Source organism: Nocardia nepalensis, assembly GCF_048910785.1.
GTDB classification, from domain to species: Bacteria; Actinomycetota; Actinomycetes; order Mycobacteriales; family Mycobacteriaceae; genus Nocardia; species Nocardia nepalensis.
Genome location: NZ_JBKBET010000005.1, coordinates 215,952 through 236,438, shown reverse-complemented (window position 1 = coordinate 236,438; position 20,487 = coordinate 215,952). Strand labels below are relative to the sequence as shown.

Below are 20,487 nucleotides of genomic sequence, written 5' to 3'. Positions count from 1 at the left end.
GGGGTTCGCGGCCGTGCAGCCGCATTGTCATGCGCACCGCGCCGCGCTCGGCTCCCAGCGCGGATAGTCGCTGTATCCCGCCGCGTCGCGCCCGTACAGCAGCTCCTCGCGGATCGACGCCAACGGCAGATCGTGCGTAATCCGTTCCACCAGATCGGGATTGGCGATGAACGCGCGTCCGAACGACACCAGATCGGCGCGGCCGTCGCGCAGCACGGCTTCGGCCTCGACCGCGGTGGTCGGCTTGCGGTTCTCGCCGATATTCGCGATGAGCGTGCCGTGCCAGCGGGGCCGCAGATCGGCGAGGGCCGGATAGTCGTCGTTATCGGTCAGATGCAGATAGGCCAGGTCACGGCGGTCCAACTCGGCCACCAGCGCTCGATACAGCGGTGCGGGATCGTCCTCGCGCATATTGAACTGGAGGTTGCCCGGTGACAGGCGAATCGCGGTGCGCCGCGAGCCGACGGCCCCGGCGACCGCGTCGACGATCGCCAGCGGCACCCGCATGCGATTCTCGGATCCGAGCGCACCCCCGGTGGCCAGCGCGAATACTCGGAATCGGCGGTCGACCGCGTCATCCGGATCCAGCAGATGTTCGCCGCCGGCCTGGGCAGCGACACCATCGCGCAGTTGCTGCCGTGCACCCATGACGCCGACGGCACACCGAACGCCACCGCCAACCCGTTCCTCGTCGACCAACTCATGCGGGAGCGCGGGCGCATCGGCCGGGCGCTCGAGGATATGCACCGGGCCTGTGAAGTACTCGACGAGATCATCCGGTCGGCGGGCGGAGAAGTACCGGAACAGTAGGGTGGAGCCCATGGCTCTCGACAGTGGAACCGGAACGATCACCAGCCCCGACGATGAATCGGCGGTGGTGACGGCCCCGATCGCCAAGACGGTGCGCACCGAGCGGGTGCATCACGGCGATGTCTTCATCGACGAGTACGAGTGGCTCCGCGATAAGGACAGCCCGGAGGTCATCGCCTACCTGGAGGCCGAGAACGCCTACACCGACGCGCAGACCCGGCACCTCGGCGGGCTGCGGGACAAGATCTTCGACGAGATCAAGGCGCGCACCCAGGAGACCGACCTGTCGGTGCCGACCCGGATGGGCGAGTACTGGTACTACTCGCGCAGCTTCGAGGGCAAGCAGTACGGCGTGCACTGCCGCTGTCCGATCGATGCCGCGGCCGAGGGGATCGACGCCTGGACCCCGCCGCAACTCGAGGTCGACACCGAGATCCCGGGGGAACAGGTGCTGCTCGACAGCAACCAGCTCGCCGAGGGCCACGACTTCTTCGCGCTCGGCGCCTTCTCCATCAGCCACGACGGCACTCTGCTCGCGTACTCGGTGGACACCAGCGGTGACGAGCGCTACCTGCTGCGGTTCAAGGATCTGCGCACCGGCGAGGTGCTGGCCGACCAGATCGCGGGCACCGCGCCCGGCGCGACCTGGTCGCTGGACGGTACGCACGTCTTCTACCAGACCGTCGACGAATCCTGGCGGCCCGACACCGTGTGGCGGCACCGGCTCGGCACGCCGAAGGCCGATGACGTCAAGGTGTTCCACGAGCCCGACGAGCGCTACTGGGTGAGCATCGGCGCGACCCGCTCGGAGAAGTACCTGATGATCTGGGTCGGCTCCAAGATCACCACCGAGGGCTGGGTGCTCGAATCCGATAATCCGGAAGGGGAATTCCGGGTCATCCTGCCCCGGCGCGAGGGCGTCGAATACTCCGCCGAACACGCCGTTGTCGGTGGCGAGGACCGGTTCCTGATCCTGCACAACGATGTCGTGGACGGGGTGAAGGCGGAGAACTTCGTGCTCGCCGAGGCCCCGGTATCGGATCCGTCGAATATGACGCTGCTGATCGGCCACCGCGATGATGTGCGGCTCGAGGATATCGACCCGTTCGCCAGCCATCTGGTGCTGAGCTACCGCCGCGAAGCCCTGACCCGGGTCGCCATTTGGCCGCTGACCGAGTCCGGCTACGGCGAGCTGCGCGAACTCGAAATCGAACTGGAGCTTTTCGCGGTCGGTTCCGGCGCCAACCCGGAATGGGAGCAGCCGACGCTGCGGATCGGACTGACCTCGTTCATCACGCCGATGCAGGTCTTCGACTATGTGCCCGCGACCGGTGAGTTGCTGCTGCGCAAGGAGCAGCCGGTGCTCGGCGGGTACGACGCGAACGACTATGAGCAGCACCGGGATTGGGCGGTCGCGGCGGACGGCACCCGGATCCCGATTTCGCTGGTGCGCAAGAAGGACCTCCCCGAGGGCCCGAAACCGCTGCTGCTATACGGATACGGCTCCTACGAAGCCAGCATGGATCCGTCGTTCTCGGTGTCGCGGCTCTCGCTGCTCGATCGCGGCATGGTCTTCGCGGTCGCGCATGTGCGCGGTGGCGGGGAAATGGGACGGCTCTGGTACGAGCACGGCAAGACGCTCACCAAGAAGAACACCTTCACCGATTTCGTCTCCTGCGCAAGACATCTCATCGATACCGGCGTCACCTCGGCGGACCGGCTGGTCGCCGACGGCGGCAGTGCGGGCGGTCTGCTGGTGGGCGCGGTGGCGAACCTCGCGCCCGAACTGTTCAAGGGCATGCTGGCCAACGTGCCCTTCGTCGACCCGCTGACCTCGATCCTGGACCCATCGCTGCCGCTCACCGTCATCGAATGGGACGAATGGGGTAATCCATTGGCGGACAAGGATGTCTACGACTACATGAAGTCCTACGCCCCCTACGAGAACATCGAGGCCAAGGACTATCCGGCGATCCTGGCCATCACCAGCCTCAACGACACCCGCGTCCTCTACGTCGAACCCGCCAAGTGGGTCGCCAAACTGCGCGCCACCAAGACCGGTGACGCACCACTGCTGCTCAAGACCGAAATGAGCGCGGGTCACGGCGGCGTCAGCGGCCGCTACGAGAAGTGGAAGGAAGTCGGCTTCGAATACGCCTGGGTCCTCGACACCCTCGGCCTCGCCGACGCATAGGTTCGGTGAGCGGCCGGTTCGCCCGGCCGCTCACGATGCGGGTACCAAGTTCGCCGACAGCTGGCGGCGGTCAGCGCCGCGAAGATCTGATCGAGATAGCTGATCCCTGATGTGAGCGCGATGCCGGTGTGACGGAGTGTTCGTCGGCGGGTCATCCGCCCTGCACGCCGAGTACATCTGCGGCTGGCACCGTGAGGTCATGAACGCTGAGCTGATCGTGTCGATTTCCGGGATCCGGGACACCACGCGGGATGCGGCCATCGAGTTCGCGGCCGAGATGGATCGCCGCGATGTGCGGCTTTCGCTGCTGGTCGCGCCGCGGCTGAAGGGCGGATACCGGCTGGTCGAGGATGCGGCGACGCAGTCCTGGCTGCGCGGGCGCCGGGCCCGCGGCGATGCGATCGTGCTGCACGGCTACGACCAGGCGGCGACCAAGCGGCGCAGGGCCGAATTCGCCACGCTGCCCAGGCATGAGGCACGCCTGCGGCTCACCGCCGCGGACCGGGTGCTGGAACAGGTCGAACTGCGCACCCGGCTCTTCGCGGCCCCGCGCTGGGATGCCTCCGGGGGCGCCATCGAGGCGCTGCCCGAGGTCGGCTTCCGGCTCGCGCTCGGCCTGACCTCGATCCTCGATCTCGAACGCAATATCGCGCAGAAGGCGCGCGTCTACGGCATCGGGGAGGGTTTCCGCGCCGAGCCGTGGTGGTGTCGAGCGCTGGTGCTCGGCGCGGCGCGGACCGCGCGCCGCGGCGGCGTGCTGCGCCTGGCCGTTTCCGCCGCGCAGCTCGGCCGCTCCGGTCCGCGTCAGGCCATGCTCGACGCGGTCGATCTCGCGCTGTTCCACGGCGCGGCCAGCGAGGTGTACCGCTGGGAGCCGTTCACCGCCGCCAGGGCGGCCTGATCGGCACGAGCCGTGTAGGGGGTGTGGTCGGCACCGCCGCACGAGCGGCGCCGCCGCCCGCATTGGCGTAACCGGGCGGCGGCGCACGGCGGAATGGGGCGGCGGCGGAATCGATGCTCCGCCAGAGCTATTCGGCGTGCGGGACTTTCCCTGTCTATCGGGTGGTCACGACTTCGCCCCGACCGCTGTTGCCTTCTCGGTCGGCACGGCCGCGGTCGCGTTGTGCGTGAACCCGCCCGCCTCCGCGCGGGTGAGCGAGGTCGACACCGGATGCTTCGCCAGTTGTTCGAGGCCGCGCACGATATCGGCGAGCAGCAGATCCGCCATGTCGTGGGTGAATCCGTGTCGGATCACCGCGCGCATGATGGTCTCGTTCTGGCGGTCGGCGGGCAGCGGATACGCCGCGATCAGCCAGCCGCGGGTGCGGAGTCGATCGGACAGGTCGTAGAGGTTGAAATCCTGGTCGCCGCGCAGCCGCCAGGACACCGCGGTAATGCCATGATGCGGATTGCCGCCGTGGATCATCTCGAAGGGCCCGAGCCTGGTCAGGCCCTCGGCCAGATACTGGGCGACGTGGTAGATCGCCGACTGCAGCCGGGTATAGCCGGTGCGGCCGAGGCGGATGAAGTCGTAATACTGCGTGATCACCTGGCCGCCGGGTCGGGAGAAGTTGAGGTTGAAGGTGGGCCGGCTGCCGCCGAGGTAGTCCACATTGAAGATCAGCTCGCCGGGCAGGTCGGCGGCTTCGCGCCAGATCGCCCAGCCGGAGCCGAGCGGGGCGAGGCCGGTCTTGTGGCCCGAGGCATTGATCGACTTGACCCGCGGCAGCCGGAAATCCCAGATCAGATCCGGTGCCGTGAATGGTGCGAGGAAGCCGCCGCTGGCGGCGTCGACGTGGATCGGGATATCCAGACCACTGACCGACTGCAGTTGGTCCAGGGCCTTGCTCATGCCCGCGACATCCTCGAACAGTCCGGTGAAGGTCTGGCCGAAGGTGGGCACCACCATGATCGTGTGCTCGTCGCAGTGCGCGACCACATCGTCCGGACGCATGGTGAGCCGATCGCCGCGCAGCGGGATCTGCCGGATCTCCACATCGAAGTAGCGGGCGAATTTCTCCCAGCACACCTGGACCGGACCGCAGACGAAATTGGGTGTGCCGGTGCCGCCGCGCTTGCGCCAGCGGAACTTCGCGGCCAGCCCGCCGAGCATCGCGGCCTCACTGGATCCGGTGGTCGAGGTGCCGTGCGTGCGCGCCGGATCGGGGGCGTGCCACAGATCGGCCACCATCCGCACGCAGCGTCGCTCCAGCTCCGCCGTCTGCGGATACTCGTCCTTGTCGACGATGTTCTTATCGAGGGATTCGGCCATCAATCGGCGCGCCTTGTCATCGACCCAGGTGGTACAGAAGGTGGCCAGGTTCATCCGGGATACGCCGTCGAGCATGAGTTCGTCGTGCACGATCTCGTAGGCGATGTCGGGAAGTATCTCGGGAGCCGGGAACCCGCCCTTGGGCGCGGTCCGGTCCAATGCTGGCATCGCGAATATATCGTCGGATTCCGGGTTGAAAGCCATCTCGCCTCCAGCGCACTCGCAGCAATTGTTTGGCAACAGCTGATACCAGTTACCTGGAACTCGAAACTAGCTGTGTCGCTTAGACATTCAGCGAGACCCTATGGGTGCTAGCTGATTACGCTTCAATATATGGACTATCAGCATGTCACAGAGCAAGTGATGTCCGCTACGAAATCCCGCACCGACGGCAAGGTCGTCGATCCCGCTCGGGTGGAGCGGTCTGCGCTCCCGATTGCTGGAGCGCGGCGATGCCACGCGCATCAGCGAGTCGATGACCGCCCGCGGCATCTACGACGAGGGCGAATTCGCATATCGGACAGGTTTGCCGCGTAAGAGTGGTGTCGGCGCGGCATTGCGGCTGTCCCGGATTAGTGTGCCGTTGCCGTTTGCAATACGACCAAGTGAGGCGCTGGCATGACTTCCGAGGATCCTCGTACCGCCGCCCTGCGCGCACGGGTGGCCGCCCTGATGCCGCAGGCGAAAACCGATCTCGCCCAACTGGTTTCGTTCAAGTCGGTGGCCGATCCGCGACAGTTCCCGGCCGAGGAATGCGAGCGGACCGCGCAATGGGTGGCCGATGCGTTCGCCGCGGCGGGTCTGACAAAGGTGGGCCTGCACGAAACACCTGACGGCAGTAAGGCGGTCATCGCCTCCCGTTCCGCGCCCGAAGGCGCGCCGACCGTACTGCTCTACTGCCACTACGACGTGCAGCCGCCGCTGGACGACGGGGCCTGGCGCACCCCGGCCTGGGAGCTGACGGAGAAGGACGGCCGGTGGTACGGGCGCGGCAGCGCGGACTGCAAGGGCAATATCGTGATGCACCTGACCGCGCTGCGGGCGCTGGGCGCGGACCTGCCGCTGGGGGTAACGCTGGTCGCCGAGGGCTCCGAGGAGCAGGGCACCGGCGGACTCGAACGATTCGTCGAGGCCAACCCGGATCTGTTGCGCGCCGACGCGATTCTGGTCTGTGACAGCGGCAATTTCGCCGCCGGGGTGCCGACCTTCACCGAGACTTTGCGCGGCAGTGTGAATGTCATCGTCACCGTCGAAACCCTCGCCGGGCCCATGCATTCCGGCATGTTCGGCGGTCCGGCCCCCGATGCGCTCGCCGCGCTCATCCACCTGCTCGCATCGCTGCGCGACGAACACGGCAACACCACGGTGGCCGGTCTGCCCAATGACCAACGCTGGCCTGGTGTGCAGTACTCGGAGGACCAATTCCGTGCCGACGCAGGCGTGCTCGGCGGCGTCGAACTCACCGGTGACGGCACTGTCGCCGATATGCTCTGGGCGCGACCGGCTTTGACGGTGGTCGGCATCGATGCGCCGAAGGTGGTCGGTTCATCGGCGGCCATTCAGCCCGCGGCACGGGCCCGGCTCAACCTGCGCATTCCGCCCGGCACCGATCCGGACGGCGCGCTGGAACTGCTGACCGCGCACCTGCGGGCGAATACACCGTGGCGGGCCAAACTCACGGTGGAGACCGAGTCGACCGGCGCGCCGTTCCGGTCGGCCAGCGGCGGTCCGGCACGCACCGCGATGGATGCCGCGCTCACCGCGTCGTACGGCCGGGCGACGACCACACAGGGGCAGGGCGGATCGATCCCGCTGTGCAATGTCTTCGCCGACACCTACCCGCGCGCGGAGATCATGCTGCTCGGGGTCGAGGAACCGAAATGCCTGATCCACGCCCCCAACGAGAGCGTGGACCCCACCGAAATCGAGCACATAGCCCTCGCGGAAGCCCTCTTCCTCACCACGTACGCCGAACAGGGCCGCTAGAGCTGGTCACTCGATCGCCATGCGCTCGCGCAGGACCGCTCTCCTGCATGAGCGCATGGCGATCGGCTGTCCGAATCCCGAGGCTAGAAGTATTGGTGGGTTTCGGGGGTGATGACGGTGAAGTCTGTTCCGGTGGGGCGCATTTCGGATAGGCGGGTGAAGTAGATGCCCTGGGCGTCCGGGTGGATGATGCCGAAGTGGATGGGGAAGGCGGTGCGGGGGCTGACGGCGCGTAGGTAGTCGACGGCTTCGCTGATGCGCATCCATGGGGCGGAGGCGGGGATGGCGAGTACGCCGACCGGGACGGGCGGCACCCACAGGGAGTCGCCGGGGTGGACGAGTTGGGCTGGATCGTCCGGGGTGCCGAGCTGGAAGACGGTGTTGTCGATCACCGGGATTTCCGGATGGATCACCGCATGCCGGCCGCCGCCTCCGGTGATCTGGAGGTCACCGAGGGTGATCACATTGCCCGCGTGCACCGGCTCCCACGGTTCGACGCGCAGTTGCGCGGTCTGTGGATCGCTGAACAGGCGTGCGTCCGGATTGTTGTCGAGCAATGCCTGGATCCGGTTCGGATCGATATGGTCGGGATGCTGGTGGGTGACCGCGATGGCGTCCAGGCCGGTAATGCCCTCGAAGCCGTGCGAGAAGGTGCCCGGATCGAACAGCACCTTCTTACCGTGCAACTCGACGAGGATGCAGGAGTGGCCGAAGTGGGCTATGCGCATGGGGCCATGCTATTTGACGCGACCCCGGCCGTAGCTCGGACAAGCTGGACAACTACGCTGCTCAGGTAACCCCAACACCACCTGAGGAGCAACGCGTGGCACGAGTCGTGGTCGAGGTGATGCCGAAGGCCGAGATCCTGGATCCGCAGGGTCAGGCCATCGCCGGCGCGCTCCCGCGCCTGGGATTCGCCGGAGTGTCGGATGTGCGGCAGGGCAAGCGATTCGAACTCGATGTCGACGACAGTGTCAGCGACGCTGAGCTCGAACAGATCGCCGAGGCGCTGCTCGCCAACACCGTGATCGAGGACTGGAAGGTCGTGCGGGTCTCGGCATGAGCGAGCGCAGCGAGCGAATCGAAAACACAGCCGCCCTTGCGGGCATGACGGAGCCGAGCGTCAGCGAGGCGCAGTCATGACCGCACGGATCGGGGTCATTACTTTTCCCGGCACGCTCGATGATGTCGACGCCGCTCGGGCGGTCAAGCTGGCGGGTGCCGAGGCGGTCAGTCTGTGGCATGCCGATGCCGATCTGAAGCAGGTCGACGCGGTGGTCGTGCCCGGCGGCTTCTCCTACGGCGACTACCTGCGCGCCGGTGCCATCGCCCGGTTCGCGCCGGTGATGGGTGAGGTCGTCAAGGCCGCGGGCAAGGGCCTGCCGGTGCTCGGCATCTGCAACGGTTTCCAGGTGCTGTGCGAGGCCGGTCTGCTGCCCGGCGCGCTGACCCGCAACGAGGGCCTGCACTTCGTCTGCCGCGACGAGTGGCTGCGCGTCGAATCCGCGAATACCGCGTGGACCTCGCGCTTCGAGCCCGGCGCCCAGATCCTCATCCCGGTCAAGAACGCCGAGGGCCGCTACCAGGCCTCCGAGCGGGTGCTCGACGAACTCGAGGGTGAGGGCCGGGTGGTCTTCCGCTACGCCGGTGACAATCCGAACGGCTCGCAGCGCGATATCGCGGGCATCGCCTCGGCCGATGGCCGGATCGTCGGCCTGATGCCGCATCCGGAGCACGCGACCGAGCCGTTGACCGGTCCGAGCGACGACGGCCTCGGACTGTTCCTATCGGTTCTCGACACCCTGGTTTCGTCCTAGCCACCACGCCGTCCCGCCGACGCCGGCACCCAAAAGCGCAGGCGTGTCCTGGATCCCGGCGCTCGCTCGGACGACAGTGATCGACGGTGGTCGAAAGGTCGCTGTGGCCAGCGGCGCAAGCCGCCATTCGACTGCCGTCGGCGGGCGGTCGGCTAGGTGATCTGGGCGATGATGTCGAAATCGACGCCGTCGGCCAGCGCGATGTAGCCGTGCTGCTGGGCCTGGTTTCCGAGGAATACCCGTGTGCCGCCGGGGGTTTCGAGCAGCACGCCCTGATCGAGCGCCGCGTGCACTTCGGGGACATGTAGTGATCCGACCGTCTCGCTGATCGCGCGCAGCGTGTGGATCGCCTCGTAGCTCATATTGCTGAAACTGGTCAGCGCGGGCGCGAAGTCGCCGTGTAGTCGGCGGTAGCGGGCCAGCCGGTCGCGTCCGTCGGCGGTGCGCGGGTCGACGAAGAAGCTCGATGCCACATAGAAGTTGTGATTTGCTTCGGGACCGCCCGCCAGCAGCACGTTCTCGTCGGCGGCTGGGCTGATCCGCAGCAGGGTGTCGGCGCGTCCGGTCGCGGCGAACTGCTTGTTGAAGCGGGAGACGTCCGCGCCGACCATCAGGATGATGACGGCGTCGGCCTGGTCCAGCGCGGGATGGCGCAGGAATTCGCCGAAGTCCGGTGCGCCGAGCGGTACGAACCGCTCCAGCACGATCGCGCTCGGATCGGCCAGGCTGCGGCGCACCGCCTTCGCGGATTCGCGCGGCCAGATGTAGTCGTTGCCGATGATCGCCCAGCGGCGCACGCCGTGTTCGCGCTCCAGCCAGTGCACCGCGGGTAGGGTCTGGCCCGCCGGATGCTCCCCGAGCATCAGCACGCCGGGGCGCTCATTGGTCAGGCCTTCATGGCCGGTCGCGAAGACATACGGCACCCGCCCGGCATTGGCGCGTGCCACCGCCAGCCGCACCGCGGAGGTGTGCCAGCCGGTGATCGCATGCACCATTCCGGTGGCCAGCAGCGCCGAGACCTCCTCGGCGACCGCACGCGGATCCCGGCCGCCATCGATATTCGTGGTACGAATTTCGCGCCCGAGAAATCCTGCGCCAGCATTGATTTCGTCGACGGCCAGAGAAATCGCGGCATCGCACGATGCGGCCACGATACCGCCGGGACCCTGCATCGGCACAATGTTCAGGATCTCGACCGTGCCGTCTGGGCTCTCGCCGAACGCTGACATTCGGTACTCTTCTTCTCGTTCGAGCGAAATTCATGGCAGGCAGGAAACAATGACGACCATTGTAAGCGGATATTCCACGCTGCATGGTGCGCTGCGTGCCGCGGAACGGCGTTGGCTGGATCACCTCGACGCCGCCCTGGGTGCCAGGCAGCTCACCGCCGATCAGTGGTCGATGCTTTCGAATCTGTCCACCGAGTTCGGGGTCACCATGAGTGAGCTCGCGGCCAGGTCACAGCTACCGCCGTCGTCGGCGACCAGACATGCCGACGCCCTCGCCGAACGCGGCCTGATCTTCCGGGTGGCCGCCGAGGACGACCGCCGCCGCATTCTGATCGGTCTGAGTCGGCTCGGTTCTGATCTGGTCGATTCGGTGCGCGCCGAGGAGGTGCGCGCGGAGCAGCAGTTGCGTGCGCGCATCGGGGCGCGCCGTTATGCCGAGCTGATGCGTTTACTGGAACTCGTTTCTTCCGAGTAGTTCTCGCGGTAAGGCCCTAATCGTCGGATGAATTAATCCGGCGAAACGTTCCGAACGGACGGTTCCGTATGTGCTGCCGAGGGGAATGCCGTTCCTTCAGTTGAGTTCGAAATGGAATGTCTGCAATTGCCTCGAAATTCAGCTCGTACTGATCATCGGTGAGGACGGCGACTATCCCGAGGTTTGGCGCGGTTGTGTGATGCAGGGCGCGGAACTCATTGTGCGGCTGCGGAGTCTGCGCGGCCGAGCGGCGGCTCACCATGGCGACGGAGATGACCTGGGTGACAACACCGGTCAGCGGCCGGGCAACCCGATAGCGGCCAGACGCGGTTGGTGACTGGCGTGCATGGAGCATCCGCGAACAGTCCGCTGCGCGGCTCGCTCCGAGCGGTAGTTGACGACGACGGCCGCGCCCTCGACGCCCAACTGTCTCGCGGTGGCGGATGCGGATCCGGGAATCGAGTCGATCGGTTCCGGGGTTCTGCTGGACGCCTGCTTAGGATCGCAGGCATGCCCGTTTCCACTACCGCTGCCACGGCCGCCGGGTTGTGCGCCTTCATCGATGACTCACCCTCGCCCTTCCATGTCTGCCGGACGGTCGCGCAGGAGTTGGACGCCCAAGGCTTCACCCGGCTCGCGGAGTCGACGCCGTGGCCATCGGACGGGCCGAGCCGACACTACGTCGTGCGTGGGGGCTCGCTGGTCGCTTGGGCGACGGCCGATGCGTCGGGCGACACGCCGTTCCGCGTGGTCGGTGCGCATACCGACAGCCCCAACCTGCGGGTGAAGCAGCAGCCGGATCTGGCATCGGCCGGTTGGCAGTTGGTCGGGCTCGAGCCCTACGGCGGCGCGTGGCTGAACTCTTGGCTGGATCGCGAACTCGGCATCTCGGGGCGGCTCAGCGTGCGGGACGGAAATGTGGTGCGCGACCGGCTGGTTCGCATCGATGAACCGATTCTGCGGGTGCCGCAGTTGGCGATTCACCTGTCCGAGGACCGCCGCGGCGTCACCCTGGACCCGCAGCGTCACGTCAACGCGATCTGGGGTGTCGGCGCGCAGCCGCGCTCCTTCCTCGATTTCGTCGCCGAAAACGCGGGGGTCGATTCCGATCACGTGCTCGGCTGGGAGCTGATGACCCATGACCTGGCGCCGAGTCGATTGGTCGGTCGTGACCGTGATCTGGTGAGCGCGCCGCGCCTGGACAATCAGGGCACCTGCTACGCGGGACTGCGCGCCTTCCTTGCGGCGATCGAGGAACCCGGCGCGGCCATTCCGGTGCTGGCGATGTTCGACCACGAGGAGGTCGGCAGTCAGTCCGATCGGGGCGCGCAATCCGATCTGCTGCCGACAGTGCTGGAGCGCATCGTGCTCTCGCGCGGCGGCGGCCGTTCCGAATATCTGGCCGCGCTGGCCGGATCCGTTTGTGCCTCCGGCGATATGGCGCATGCGACGCACCCCAATTACCCGGACCGGCACGAACCCGCGCACCGCATCGAGGTCAATGGCGGTCCGGTGCTCAAGGTCAACCAGAACCTGCGCTACGCCACCGACGCAGTGGGCGCCGGCGCATTCGCCCTGGCCTGTGCCCAGGCCGAGGTCCCGCTGCAGCGCTACGTACATCGCGCCGATCTGCCCTGTGGCTCCACCATCGGCCCGATGACCGCCGCCCGCACCGGCATGCCGACGGTTGACGTCGGCGCCCCGCAACTCGCAATGCACTCAGCGCGCGAACTAATGGGCGCCGAAGACGTCCCGGCCTACGCCGCCGCACTCGCCGCCTTCCTCACCCCCGCCCCCTAGGCCGCTTACCGTCAGGTGCGATCAAGATCAGGTGGCACTGGTGGCGGGGGGTTCTCGGGCGATGCCGCCACAGATTCCACGTGATCACGCGTCCAACTGAGGGGGGTGGGTGGTGGCGTTCGGGTTGGGTGGGCTGCGGTGGGTCCTGTTGTTCTGGACCGACTTCTAGGGGGTGCTGGACCCCGGTTGGTTTGGTGTTCCGTGGTTTTGCCGGTGCAGTGCTGGGCGCGTCGTGTGCCGTACCCGGCTTACCTCCCGCAGTCGGGTGGGCAGGCGGACGGCTTCCAGCTCGGTCGACTGGCTGTGGTTGCGTTCTCGAGCGTTTCGAGGGGAGTCGAATGGTTGTTGGTGTCGGGGTTGCGAGGCACCGTTTGACTACCGTCGATGAGGGGGTGCACCTAGGTTGGTGTGGCGGATTTCTCTCGCGTTGCTGTGGTGGTCGGGTGGTAGGTGATGACGGCTACGACGAAGACCGCCAGGGTGGCGAGTATGTAGCTGCTGCCGATGATTTGTTGCCACCAGGCCCAGCCGAGTTCTAGATCCTTGGAGTGGGGTAGGAGCCATTGTGGGCCGATCAGGAACAGGACGGTGAAGGCGGCGACGGAACCGATGAACCAGCGATTGCGGGTGCCGCGGGCGATGGCGTCGGCGGCGACGAGTATGGCGGGGGCGATCCATACCCAGTGATGCGACCAGGAGACCGGGGAGACCAGCAGTACCGCGGCCGCGTTCACCAGCAGCGCGGACACCTGCTGGCCGGATTCGATCAGTCGGTGCATCCACACGGCCGCGAGGGCAATCGCGATCAGCGACAACGTGATCCAGATCAGCGTCGCCAGCGAATCGGCGACGCCGAGGCGGAAGGCCATGCCCTTGATCGACTGATTGCCCGCGAAGTAGGGCGGGCCGATGCGGCCGGTATCGGCCAGGGTGTGGAACCAGTATTCGGCGGAATCGCTGGGGAACAGCAGGAATCCGAGTCCGACCGCGACGATCGCGGAGACGATCAGCGTGCCCGCCGCCTTCCAATCCCGGCGCAGTAGGAAGTAGAGCAGGTATCCGGCGGGGATCAGCTTCACCGACACCGCGATGCCGATCAGCATGCCGCGCGGCCAGAACGGTTTGCGGACAAGACAATCCATGGTGATCGCGGCCATCAGCACCAGATTGATCTGACCGAAGCCGAAGGTCTGCCGGATCGGTTCGAACATCTGCGCCACCGCGACCGCGCCGATGACCAGCGCGAGTGTGGTCCGCCGCTCCAGGGTCGGGCGCAGCCGCGCGAGCACCAGCCACAGCGTGATGCCGAGGCTGAGCACCGAGGTCGCGGTCACCAGCACCTCGGCCAGCTGCAGCGGCATCAGCGCGAGCGGTGCGAAGAACAGGGCGGCCAGCGGGGGATAGGTGAACGGCAGTCCGATCCCCTCGACCGGGGGCATCGGTCCGTACAACTCGCCGTCGTCGAGCCAGACGCGAGCGCCGTTGCGATAGACCTGGAGATCGATGTAGCCGTTCCACCAGTGCACCACCAGTGAGACGATCGCCGACACGGCGAACAGGGCGATAGCGATCAGCAGCCAGCGCACCTGTGGGTTCGACATCGACAATCGCGGCGAGCCGGATTCGAGCCGGGTGTCCTGCGTGGTGACGGGCTGCTCAGCCTGATCCGCAACCCCCGATCGATCGTTCACCGCCAAAGCGTAGCGGTTGCGAAGTGGCGCAATGCGTGCCGACCCGAGGCATTCACGCCGATCCACACAATGTTCTGCGTCACATTCCGCGCCCGGCGATTCGGCCGGGGCGCGCGGCTGAAAACCGGCGATCCGGACGCCTGGCCGATGCGACCGGCTGCCCATCGAGGGCCACAGCTAAACTTCAGGGCGAATCCCCAGCTTCGCGCTCCGGCCCGAAAGGACCCTGGTACTCCGTGACTCCGCAGGTCGACACCGTAAGCGCAGCCGCAGCGACTCCCGATGCCCCGCAGCCGTACAAGGAGCTCGGTCTCAAGGACGACGAGTACGCGCGGATCAAGGAAATCCTCGGCCGTCGGCCGACCGACGCCGAATTGGCCATGTACTCGGTGATGTGGAGCGAGCACTGCTCCTACAAGTCCTCGAAGGTGCACCTGCGCTACTTCGGCGAGACCACCACCGAGGAGATGAAGTCATCGATGCTCGCGGGCATCGGTGAGAACGCGGGCGTCGTCGATGTCGGTGACGGCTGGGCGGTCACCTTCAAGGTGGAGAGCCACAACCACCCCTCCTATGTGGAGCCGTATCAGGGCGCGGCCACCGGCGTCGGCGGCATCGTGCGCGACATCATGGCCATGGGCGCGCGGCCCATCGCGGTGATGGATCAGCTGCGCTTCGGTGCGGCGGATGCGGCCGATACCCGGCGTGTTGTCGACGGCGTGGTGCGCGGTGTCGGCGGCTACGGGAACTCGCTCGGGCTGCCGAATGTGGGCGGCGAGACCGTCTTCGACGCCTCGTATCAGGGCAACCCATTGGTTAACGCGCTGTGCGCGGGCGTGATGCGGGTCGAGGATCTGCATCTGGCCTTCGCCTCCGGCGCGGGCAACAAGATCATTCTGTTCGGCGCGCGCACGGGTCTGGACGGCATCGGCGGTGTTTCGGTGCTGGCCTCGGACACCTTCTCGGGTGACGAATCCGGTACCGGCCGCAAGAAGCTGCCCAGCGTCCAGGTCGGCGACCCGTTCGCCGAGAAGGTGCTCATCGAGTGCTGTCTCGAGCTGTACGCGGCCAAACTGGTGGTCGGCATCCAGGACCTCGGCGGTGCCGGATTGTCCTGCGCCACTTCCGAACTCGCGGCCGCTGGCGACGGCGGCATGCATATCGACCTGACCAAGGTGCCGCTGCGCGCCAAGGGCATGACCCCGGCCGAGGTGCTCTCCAGCGAATCGCAGGAGCGCATGTGCGCGGTGGTCACGCCGGAGAACGTGGACGCGTTCATGGCCGTCTGCCACAAGTGGGATGTGCTGGCCACGGTCATCGGTGAGGTCACCGAGGGCGACCGGCTGGTCATCAGCTGGCACGGCGAGACCGTCGTCGACGTGCCGCCGCGCACCGTCGCACATCAGGGCCCGGTGTACGAGCGCCCGGTGCAGCGACCGGATTTCCAGGATGCGCTGATCGCCGACACCCCGGACACCCTGCCCCGGCCGAAGACGCCCGAGGAACTGCGCGCCACCCTGCTGCAGATGGTCGCCAGCCCGCAGCTGTGCAGCCGCAGGTGGATCACCGAGCAGTACGACCGCTACGTCCGCGGCAATACCGTGCTCGCCGAACATGCCGACGCGGGTGTCATCCGGATCGACGAGGAGACCGGCCGCGGCATCGCGCTGGCCACCGACGCGTCGGGCCGCTACACCAAGCTCGACCCGTACACCGGTGCGCAGCTCGCGCTGGCCGAGGCCTACCGCAATGTGGCCACCACCGGCGCGACGCCGAAGGCCGTCACCAACTGCCTCAACTTCGGTTCGCCCGAGGATCCGGGCGTGATGTGGCAGTTCCAGCAGGCGGTGCGCGGTCTCGCGGACGGCTGTGTGGCCCTGGGCATTCCGGTCACCGGCGGCAATGTCAGCTTCTACAACCAGACCGGTCAGGACGCCATCCTGCCGACCCCGGTGGTCGGCGTGCTCGGCGTCATCGACGATGTGCACCGGCGCATTCCGACCGGCCTCGGCCTGGAGCCGGGCGAGACGCTGATCCTGCTCGGCGAGACCGCCGACGAATTCGGCGGCTCGATCTGGTCGCAGGTCGCCCACGACCATCTCGGCGGCGTGCCGCCCAAGGTCGACTTCGCCCGCGAGCAACTGCTCGCCGAGGTGCTGACCTCGGGTTCGCGCGACGGCATGATCAGCGCGGCGCACGACCTTTCCGAGGGCGGCCTGATCCAGACCGTGGTCGAGGCCGCGCTGGCGGGTGAAACCGGTTGCCGCATCCTGCTTCCCGAGGGGTCGGATCCGTTCGTGCAGCTATTCTCCGAATCGGCGGGCCGGGTGCTCGTCGCGGTGCCGCGTTCGGAGGAGACCCGCTTCACCAAGATGTGCACCGCGCGCGAATTGCCGTGGGTGCGCATCGGTGTGGTCGATCAGGGTTCGGATTCCGTTGAGGTGCAGGGTCAGTTCTCGATCACCCTGGACGAATTGCGCGCGGCGCACGAGGGCACGCTGCCGAAGCTGTTCGGGGCCAGTGCCATTTGAGCGCGCCGGGGGCTGATGAGGTCTCGGTAGCCATACGCGGGGGCGTCGGCAGGATTGTCGGCGCCGTCGAACGCTTCTTCCATCCCAACTACGTCGGCCTCATCGTGGCCACGGTGTTCTTCGGCTGGTCGCTGACACCGTCGCTGTTGCCACGGGATTGGCTGTTCGAGGGGTTGGTCAGCGGTATCAACGCGGTCATCGGCTACGGCGTCGGCTGTCTGTTCGAGTGGGCGTACCGCAAATGGGTTCGGAAACCACTGCGCCGCAAGGCCGCTCAGCTGCCGCCCGCGGTCACCCGGAGGTGGGCGAGACGGCCGAAGTGGCTGCCCGGCGCGGTCAAGACCGCTATCGCGTTGGCCTGCCTCGGCTTCGGTATCCACCTGCTGGTCGCGTCGGCGCACTGGCAGCGCGAAATCACCACCCTCATGGGCATGGAACCGACGACGACCACCAGTTTCCTGCGCACCGGCGCGCTGAGCACGCTGGTCGGCGCGACCGGCATCGCGGTATTCCGTGCGCTGCGGTGGCTCGTCCGTTCGATCGCGTTCGAGCTGATCAGGCGGGCCCACTATCCGCGCCAGCTGGCCGTCCCGACCGGCGTCCTCGTCGTGGTCGTCGCGGCGGTGCTGCTGTTCAACGGTGTGCTCACCAAAGTCTTTTTCTACGTCGCGAATTCGGCCTTCAGTGTGCGCAACGGCGAGACCTCGTCGAATGCAGTACAGCCGCAACTGCCGCAGCGTTCCGGCAGTCCGAACTCGTTGGCCGCATGGGACACGCTCGGCGCCGAGGGCCGCTGGTTCGTCTCCTTCGTGCCGAGCGCCGCCGATATCGCCCGGGTCACCGGAAAGCCAGCGCTCGAACCGATTCGGGTCTACGCGGGATTGGAGTCGGCCGACGGCCCGCAGGCGCAGGCGGAACTGGTTGCGGCGGAGTTGGAGCGCACCGGCGCATTCGAGCGCAAGGTGCTGGTGGTCGTGACGACGACGGGCACCGGTTGGGTCGATTCGAGCAGCGCCGAATCCATCGAGCTGATGTACAACGGCGATACCGCGATCGCCGCGACCCAGTATTCATATCTGCCGAGTGTGCTGTCATTCCTGTCGGATAAGGACAAGGCCACCCAGATGGGAAAGCTGGTCTTCGACAAGGTTTATGAGCACTGGTCGGCGCGGCCGGAAGGGGCGCGGCCGAAGTTGCTCGTCTACGGCGAGAGCCTGGGTTCACAGGGCTCCGAAGGCGCTTTCACCGGCCTGGCCGATATTCGGTCGCGCACCGATGGCGTGCTGTGGGTCGGACCGCCGAACTCCAACCGGCTGTGGAGCGAATTCACCGACCGCCGCGATCCCGGCGCACCGGAAATACTGCCGACTTACGCCGACGGACTGGTGGTGCGCTTCGCCGACAGTCGCGGCGACCTGTGGAAGCCTGGGGATACCTGGCTGCCGCCGCGCATCGCCTATCTGCAGCACGCGTCCGATCCGGTGGTCTGGTGGTCGGCGGATCTGCTCTTCGCCCAACCGGATTGGCTGCGCGAGCCGCGCGGTCCCGATGTGTCCCCGCGGATGACGTGGTATCCGATCGTCACGTTCTGGCAGGTCGCCGCAGATCTGCCGCATGCTCAGAGCGTCAACGACGGACACGGGCACAACTACGGTGATCTGGTGCTCGACGGGTGGGCCGCGATCGCGCAGCCGCCGGATTGGTCGGCCGATTCGGCGGACCGGATCCGGGATTACCTGGCGATCTCCTCGGCCCGCGAACATCAACTGAAATAAGCAGGGGTGCACCCGCATACTGTTCGGGTGATGATCGCTACGGACCAGTCGACGCCCGTGCCCGATCCCGACCGCCGAGATCCGGGCATCGCGCCGACACGCTGACCGATGCTCGAATCCGCAACCACCCTGGCGAAGCTGCGTGCGCGCGGCGTCGTGGTGGTGCGGCGTGCCGAGGACATCATCGATCTGAACTATGTCGGGCTGGTCTTCGCGACGATCTTCTTCGCGCTCTCGGTGACACCGTCGCTGGTGCCGCGCGACTGGCTGTTCCAGGGCCTGATCAGTGGCATCAATGCCGCGCTCGGTTACGGCCTCGGCTGCGTGCTGGAGTGGCTGTTCCGCCTGTGGGGCCGGCCGCGGCTGGCCAAGCTGCTGCGCGATCGGATTTCGCCGCCGCCGACCTGGGTGCGTTATGCGGTGAAATCCGCGATCCTGTTCACCGCCGCCCTCACCGCGGCCTTCATGTTGGTGCAGTCGGCCCGCTGGCAGCGCGAGATCACCACCCTGATGGGCATGGAGGGCACCACCACCCCGGCCTACCTGCGCACCGGATTGCTCAGCATCGCGGTGTGTGCCGGGCTGGTCGCGGCCTATCGGACGCTGCGCGAGATCATCCGGTTCCTGGCCCGCCAGCTCAATCGCTGGGTGCGGGTGCCGCGCGAGCTCGCGCCGTCGGCCGGATTCCTGGTCCTCGTCGTCCTGACCGTCACCCTGTTCAACGGTGTCGCCTCGCACGCCTTCTTCGCGGTGGCGAACTCCGCGTTCAGCGTGCAGAACGATCACACCTCGCCGGATGCGGTCCAGCCGGTGCGGCCCGAGCGGTCGGGCAGTCCGGCGTCGCTGGCGAGATGGGATTCGCTCGGCTTCGAGGGCCGCTGGTTCGTCTCGCACGGTCCCTCCGCCGCCCGGATCACCTCGATTACCGGTAAGCCCGCGCGCGAGCCGATCCGGGCCTATGTGGGGCTGGAGTCGGCGCAGAGTGGCGAGGCGCGGGCCGAGCTGGCCGTTTCCGAATTGGAGCGCACCGGCGCGTTCAACCGGAAGGTGCTGGTGGTGGTCACCACTACCGGTACCGGCTGGGTGAATGCCATGGCGGCCGGCGCCCTCGAGTACATGTACGGCGGCGATACCGCGATCGTGGCCTCGCAGTATTCGTATCTGCCCAGCGTGCTGTCGTTTCTCGCGGACCGCGGCAAGGCCTCGGATGCGGGTAGGCAGCTGTTCGACGCGGTGTACGAGCATTGGTCGGCGCGGCCGGAGGGTGCGCGGCCGAAGCTGTTCGTCTACGGCGAGAGTCTCGGTTCGCAGGGCTCGGAGGCGGCCTTCAACGGACTCGCCGATCTGCGCTCGAAGGTCGACGGTGCGATGTGGGTCGGCCCGCCGAATTCGAATCGACTGTGGGAGCAGTTCGTTTCGCGCCGCGATCCCGGCTCGCCGGAGGTCGAACCGGTCTACGCCGACGGCTTGGTGGTCCGATTCGCCTCCGACAGCGCCGATCTCGCGCGGCCCTCGACCGAATGGCGCGCCCCGCGCATCGCCTACTTGCAGCACGCATCCGACCCGATCGTCTGGTGGTCCCCGGATCTGATCTTCTCCCAACCTGATTGGCTGTCCGAGCCGCGCGGCTCCGACGTCTCCTCCCAGATGCGCTGGTGGCCGTTCGTCACCTTCTGGCAGGTGACCTGCGATCTGTCCAATGCGCAGGGCGTCACCGACGGGCACGGACATCGGTACGGCAGTCTGGTGCTCGACGGCTGGATCGCTGTCGCGGCGCCGCCGGATTGGACCGTGGAGCAGTCCGACAAGATCCGCGCCCAGATCGAGGCCGCCGAAGACTACGAGCGCGACACCAAATGACGCGCGTCGGTCGGATCGCGAAAACCGCTGCTGCCGTAGGTATTCCG

At 67.0% G+C, this 20,487-nt stretch carries 17 protein-coding genes; 11 read left to right on the top strand and 6 right to left on the bottom strand.

Annotated features, from left to right (window positions below; translation table 11 throughout):
* Nucleotides 1-27 precede the first annotated feature (27 nt).
* Nucleotides 28-822: an oxidoreductase gene (locus tag ACHQ4I_RS05405; RefSeq protein ID WP_420770548.1), complete on the bottom strand. Its 795-nt coding sequence runs from the start codon at nucleotides 820-822 to the stop codon at nucleotides 28-30.
* Here ACHQ4I_RS05405 and ACHQ4I_RS05400 point away from each other — a divergent pair.
* Nucleotides 821-3,004 carry a S9 family peptidase gene (locus tag ACHQ4I_RS05400; RefSeq protein ID WP_420770547.1) on the top strand — a complete coding sequence of 728 codons (2,184 nt, stop codon included), beginning with the start codon at nucleotides 821-823 and terminating at the stop codon, nucleotides 3,002-3,004. The genes ACHQ4I_RS05405 and ACHQ4I_RS05400 overlap by 2 nt on opposite strands.
* Before the next feature lie 199 nt (nucleotides 3,005-3,203).
* Nucleotides 3,204-3,905, top strand: coding sequence for a DUF2334 domain-containing protein (locus tag ACHQ4I_RS05395; protein WP_420770546.1), 702 nt, complete (start codon nucleotides 3,204-3,206; stop codon nucleotides 3,903-3,905).
* Nucleotides 3,906-4,070: 165 nt separating this feature from the next.
* Here ACHQ4I_RS05395 and gad read toward each other — a convergent pair whose 3' ends face one another.
* A complete protein-coding gene (gene gad / locus ACHQ4I_RS05390; RefSeq protein ID WP_420770545.1) occupies nucleotides 4,071-5,480 on the bottom strand; it encodes a glutamate decarboxylase in 1,410 nt (469 codons plus the stop codon).
* Between the two features lie 232 nt (nucleotides 5,481-5,712).
* On the opposite strand from gad, the gene ACHQ4I_RS05385 reads away from it, so the two are divergent.
* Together ACHQ4I_RS05385 and ACHQ4I_RS05380 are read left to right on the top strand one after the other, a co-directional pair.
* Nucleotides 5,713-5,898, top strand: coding sequence for a glutaminase (locus ACHQ4I_RS05385; RefSeq protein WP_420770544.1), 186 nt, complete (start codon nucleotides 5,713-5,715; stop codon nucleotides 5,896-5,898).
* The gene (locus ACHQ4I_RS05380; protein ID WP_420770543.1) at nucleotides 5,895-7,262 is read left to right on the top strand and encodes a dipeptidase; all 1,368 of its coding nucleotides are present in this window, start codon (nucleotides 5,895-5,897) and stop codon (nucleotides 7,260-7,262) included. Before ACHQ4I_RS05385 ends, ACHQ4I_RS05380 begins: the two co-directional genes overlap by 4 nt.
* 83 nt (nucleotides 7,263-7,345) lie before the next feature.
* Here ACHQ4I_RS05380 and ACHQ4I_RS05375 read toward each other — a convergent pair whose 3' ends face one another.
* Entirely contained in the window at nucleotides 7,346-7,990 is a 645-nt protein-coding gene (locus ACHQ4I_RS05375; RefSeq protein WP_420770542.1) for an MBL fold metallo-hydrolase, read from the bottom strand.
* Nucleotides 7,991-8,085: 95 nt separating this feature from the next.
* Here ACHQ4I_RS05375 and purS point away from each other — a divergent pair, with 95 nt between their 5' ends.
* Both purS and purQ read left to right on the top strand, forming a co-directional pair.
* Nucleotides 8,086-8,325: a phosphoribosylformylglycinamidine synthase subunit PurS gene (gene purS, locus ACHQ4I_RS05370; RefSeq protein ID WP_040686358.1), complete on the top strand. Its 240-nt coding sequence runs from the start codon at nucleotides 8,086-8,088 to the stop codon at nucleotides 8,323-8,325.
* Nucleotides 8,326-8,401: 76 nt separating this feature from the next.
* On the top strand, nucleotides 8,402-9,079 hold the full coding sequence (gene purQ, locus ACHQ4I_RS05365) for a phosphoribosylformylglycinamidine synthase subunit PurQ (protein ID WP_420770541.1): 678 nt from the start codon (nucleotides 8,402-8,404) through the stop codon (nucleotides 9,077-9,079).
* Nucleotides 9,080-9,231: 152 nt separating this feature from the next.
* Here the strand turns inward: purQ and ACHQ4I_RS05360 are convergent, their stop codons facing one another.
* Nucleotides 9,232-10,308: a substrate-binding domain-containing protein gene (locus tag ACHQ4I_RS05360; protein WP_420770540.1), complete on the bottom strand. Its 1,077-nt coding sequence runs from the start codon at nucleotides 10,306-10,308 to the stop codon at nucleotides 9,232-9,234.
* Nucleotides 10,309-10,357: 49 nt separating this feature from the next.
* On the opposite strand from ACHQ4I_RS05360, the gene ACHQ4I_RS05355 reads away from it, so the two are divergent.
* Nucleotides 10,358-10,783, top strand: coding sequence for a MarR family winged helix-turn-helix transcriptional regulator (locus ACHQ4I_RS05355; protein WP_420770539.1), 426 nt, complete (start codon nucleotides 10,358-10,360; stop codon nucleotides 10,781-10,783).
* A gap of 16 nt (nucleotides 10,784-10,799) precedes the next feature.
* Here the strand turns inward: ACHQ4I_RS05355 and ACHQ4I_RS05350 are convergent, their stop codons facing one another.
* On the bottom strand, nucleotides 10,800-11,138 hold the full coding sequence (locus tag ACHQ4I_RS05350; protein ID WP_420770538.1) for a hypothetical protein: 339 nt from the start codon (nucleotides 11,136-11,138) through the stop codon (nucleotides 10,800-10,802).
* A 155-nt stretch (nucleotides 11,139-11,293) separates the two neighbouring features.
* On the opposite strand from ACHQ4I_RS05350, the gene ACHQ4I_RS05345 reads away from it, so the two are divergent.
* Entirely contained in the window at nucleotides 11,294-12,583 is a 1,290-nt protein-coding gene (locus ACHQ4I_RS05345) for a M18 family aminopeptidase (RefSeq protein WP_420770537.1), read from the top strand.
* A gap of 398 nt (nucleotides 12,584-12,981) precedes the next feature.
* Here the strand turns inward: ACHQ4I_RS05345 and ACHQ4I_RS05340 are convergent, their stop codons facing one another.
* Nucleotides 12,982-14,274, bottom strand: a complete 1,293-nt coding sequence (locus ACHQ4I_RS05340) for a glycosyltransferase 87 family protein (protein ID WP_420770536.1) — start codon at nucleotides 14,272-14,274, stop codon at nucleotides 12,982-12,984.
* A 236-nt stretch (nucleotides 14,275-14,510) separates the two neighbouring features.
* On the opposite strand from ACHQ4I_RS05340, the gene purL reads away from it, so the two are divergent.
* From purL to ACHQ4I_RS05325, 3 genes are all read left to right on the top strand, one after another.
* Nucleotides 14,511-16,805: a phosphoribosylformylglycinamidine synthase subunit PurL gene (gene purL / locus ACHQ4I_RS05335; RefSeq protein ID WP_420770535.1), complete on the top strand. Its 2,295-nt coding sequence runs from the start codon at nucleotides 14,511-14,513 to the stop codon at nucleotides 16,803-16,805.
* Nucleotides 16,802-18,580, top strand: a complete 1,779-nt coding sequence (locus tag ACHQ4I_RS05330; protein WP_420770534.1) for an alpha/beta hydrolase — start codon at nucleotides 16,802-16,804, stop codon at nucleotides 18,578-18,580. Before purL ends, ACHQ4I_RS05330 begins: the two co-directional genes overlap by 4 nt.
* Before the next feature lie 108 nt (nucleotides 18,581-18,688).
* Nucleotides 18,689-20,440, top strand: coding sequence for an alpha/beta hydrolase (locus ACHQ4I_RS05325; RefSeq protein WP_420770533.1), 1,752 nt, complete (start codon nucleotides 18,689-18,691; stop codon nucleotides 20,438-20,440).
* Nucleotides 20,441-20,487 lie beyond the last annotated feature (47 nt).

Bases quoted from the DNA above. Each gene is read 5' to 3' on its own strand.
- ACHQ4I_RS05400 (WP_420770547.1), top strand. From the start codon at position 821: ATGGCTCTCGACAGTGGAACCGGAACGATCACCAGCCCCGACGATGAA.
- ACHQ4I_RS05405 (WP_420770548.1), bottom strand. From the start codon at position 822: ATGGGCTCCACCCTACTGTTCCGGTACTTCTCCGCCCGCCGACCGGAT.
- ACHQ4I_RS05395 (WP_420770546.1), top strand. From the start codon at position 3,204: ATGAACGCTGAGCTGATCGTGTCGATTTCCGGGATCCGGGACACCACG.
- gad (WP_420770545.1), bottom strand. From the start codon at position 5,480: ATGGCTTTCAACCCGGAATCCGACGATATATTCGCGATGCCAGCATTG.
- ACHQ4I_RS05380 (WP_420770543.1), top strand. From the start codon at position 5,895: ATGACTTCCGAGGATCCTCGTACCGCCGCCCTGCGCGCACGGGTGGCC.
- ACHQ4I_RS05375 (WP_420770542.1), bottom strand. From the start codon at position 7,990: ATGCGCATAGCCCACTTCGGCCACTCCTGCATCCTCGTCGAGTTGCAC.
- purQ (WP_420770541.1), top strand. From the start codon at position 8,402: ATGACCGCACGGATCGGGGTCATTACTTTTCCCGGCACGCTCGATGAT.
- ACHQ4I_RS05360 (WP_420770540.1), bottom strand. From the start codon at position 10,308: ATGTCAGCGTTCGGCGAGAGCCCAGACGGCACGGTCGAGATCCTGAAC.
- ACHQ4I_RS05355 (WP_420770539.1), top strand. From the start codon at position 10,358: ATGACGACCATTGTAAGCGGATATTCCACGCTGCATGGTGCGCTGCGT.
- ACHQ4I_RS05350 (WP_420770538.1), bottom strand. From the start codon at position 11,138: ATGCTCCATGCACGCCAGTCACCAACCGCGTCTGGCCGCTATCGGGTT.
- ACHQ4I_RS05345 (WP_420770537.1), top strand. From the start codon at position 11,294: ATGCCCGTTTCCACTACCGCTGCCACGGCCGCCGGGTTGTGCGCCTTC.
- ACHQ4I_RS05325 (WP_420770533.1), top strand. From the start codon at position 18,689: ATGCTCGAATCCGCAACCACCCTGGCGAAGCTGCGTGCGCGCGGCGTC.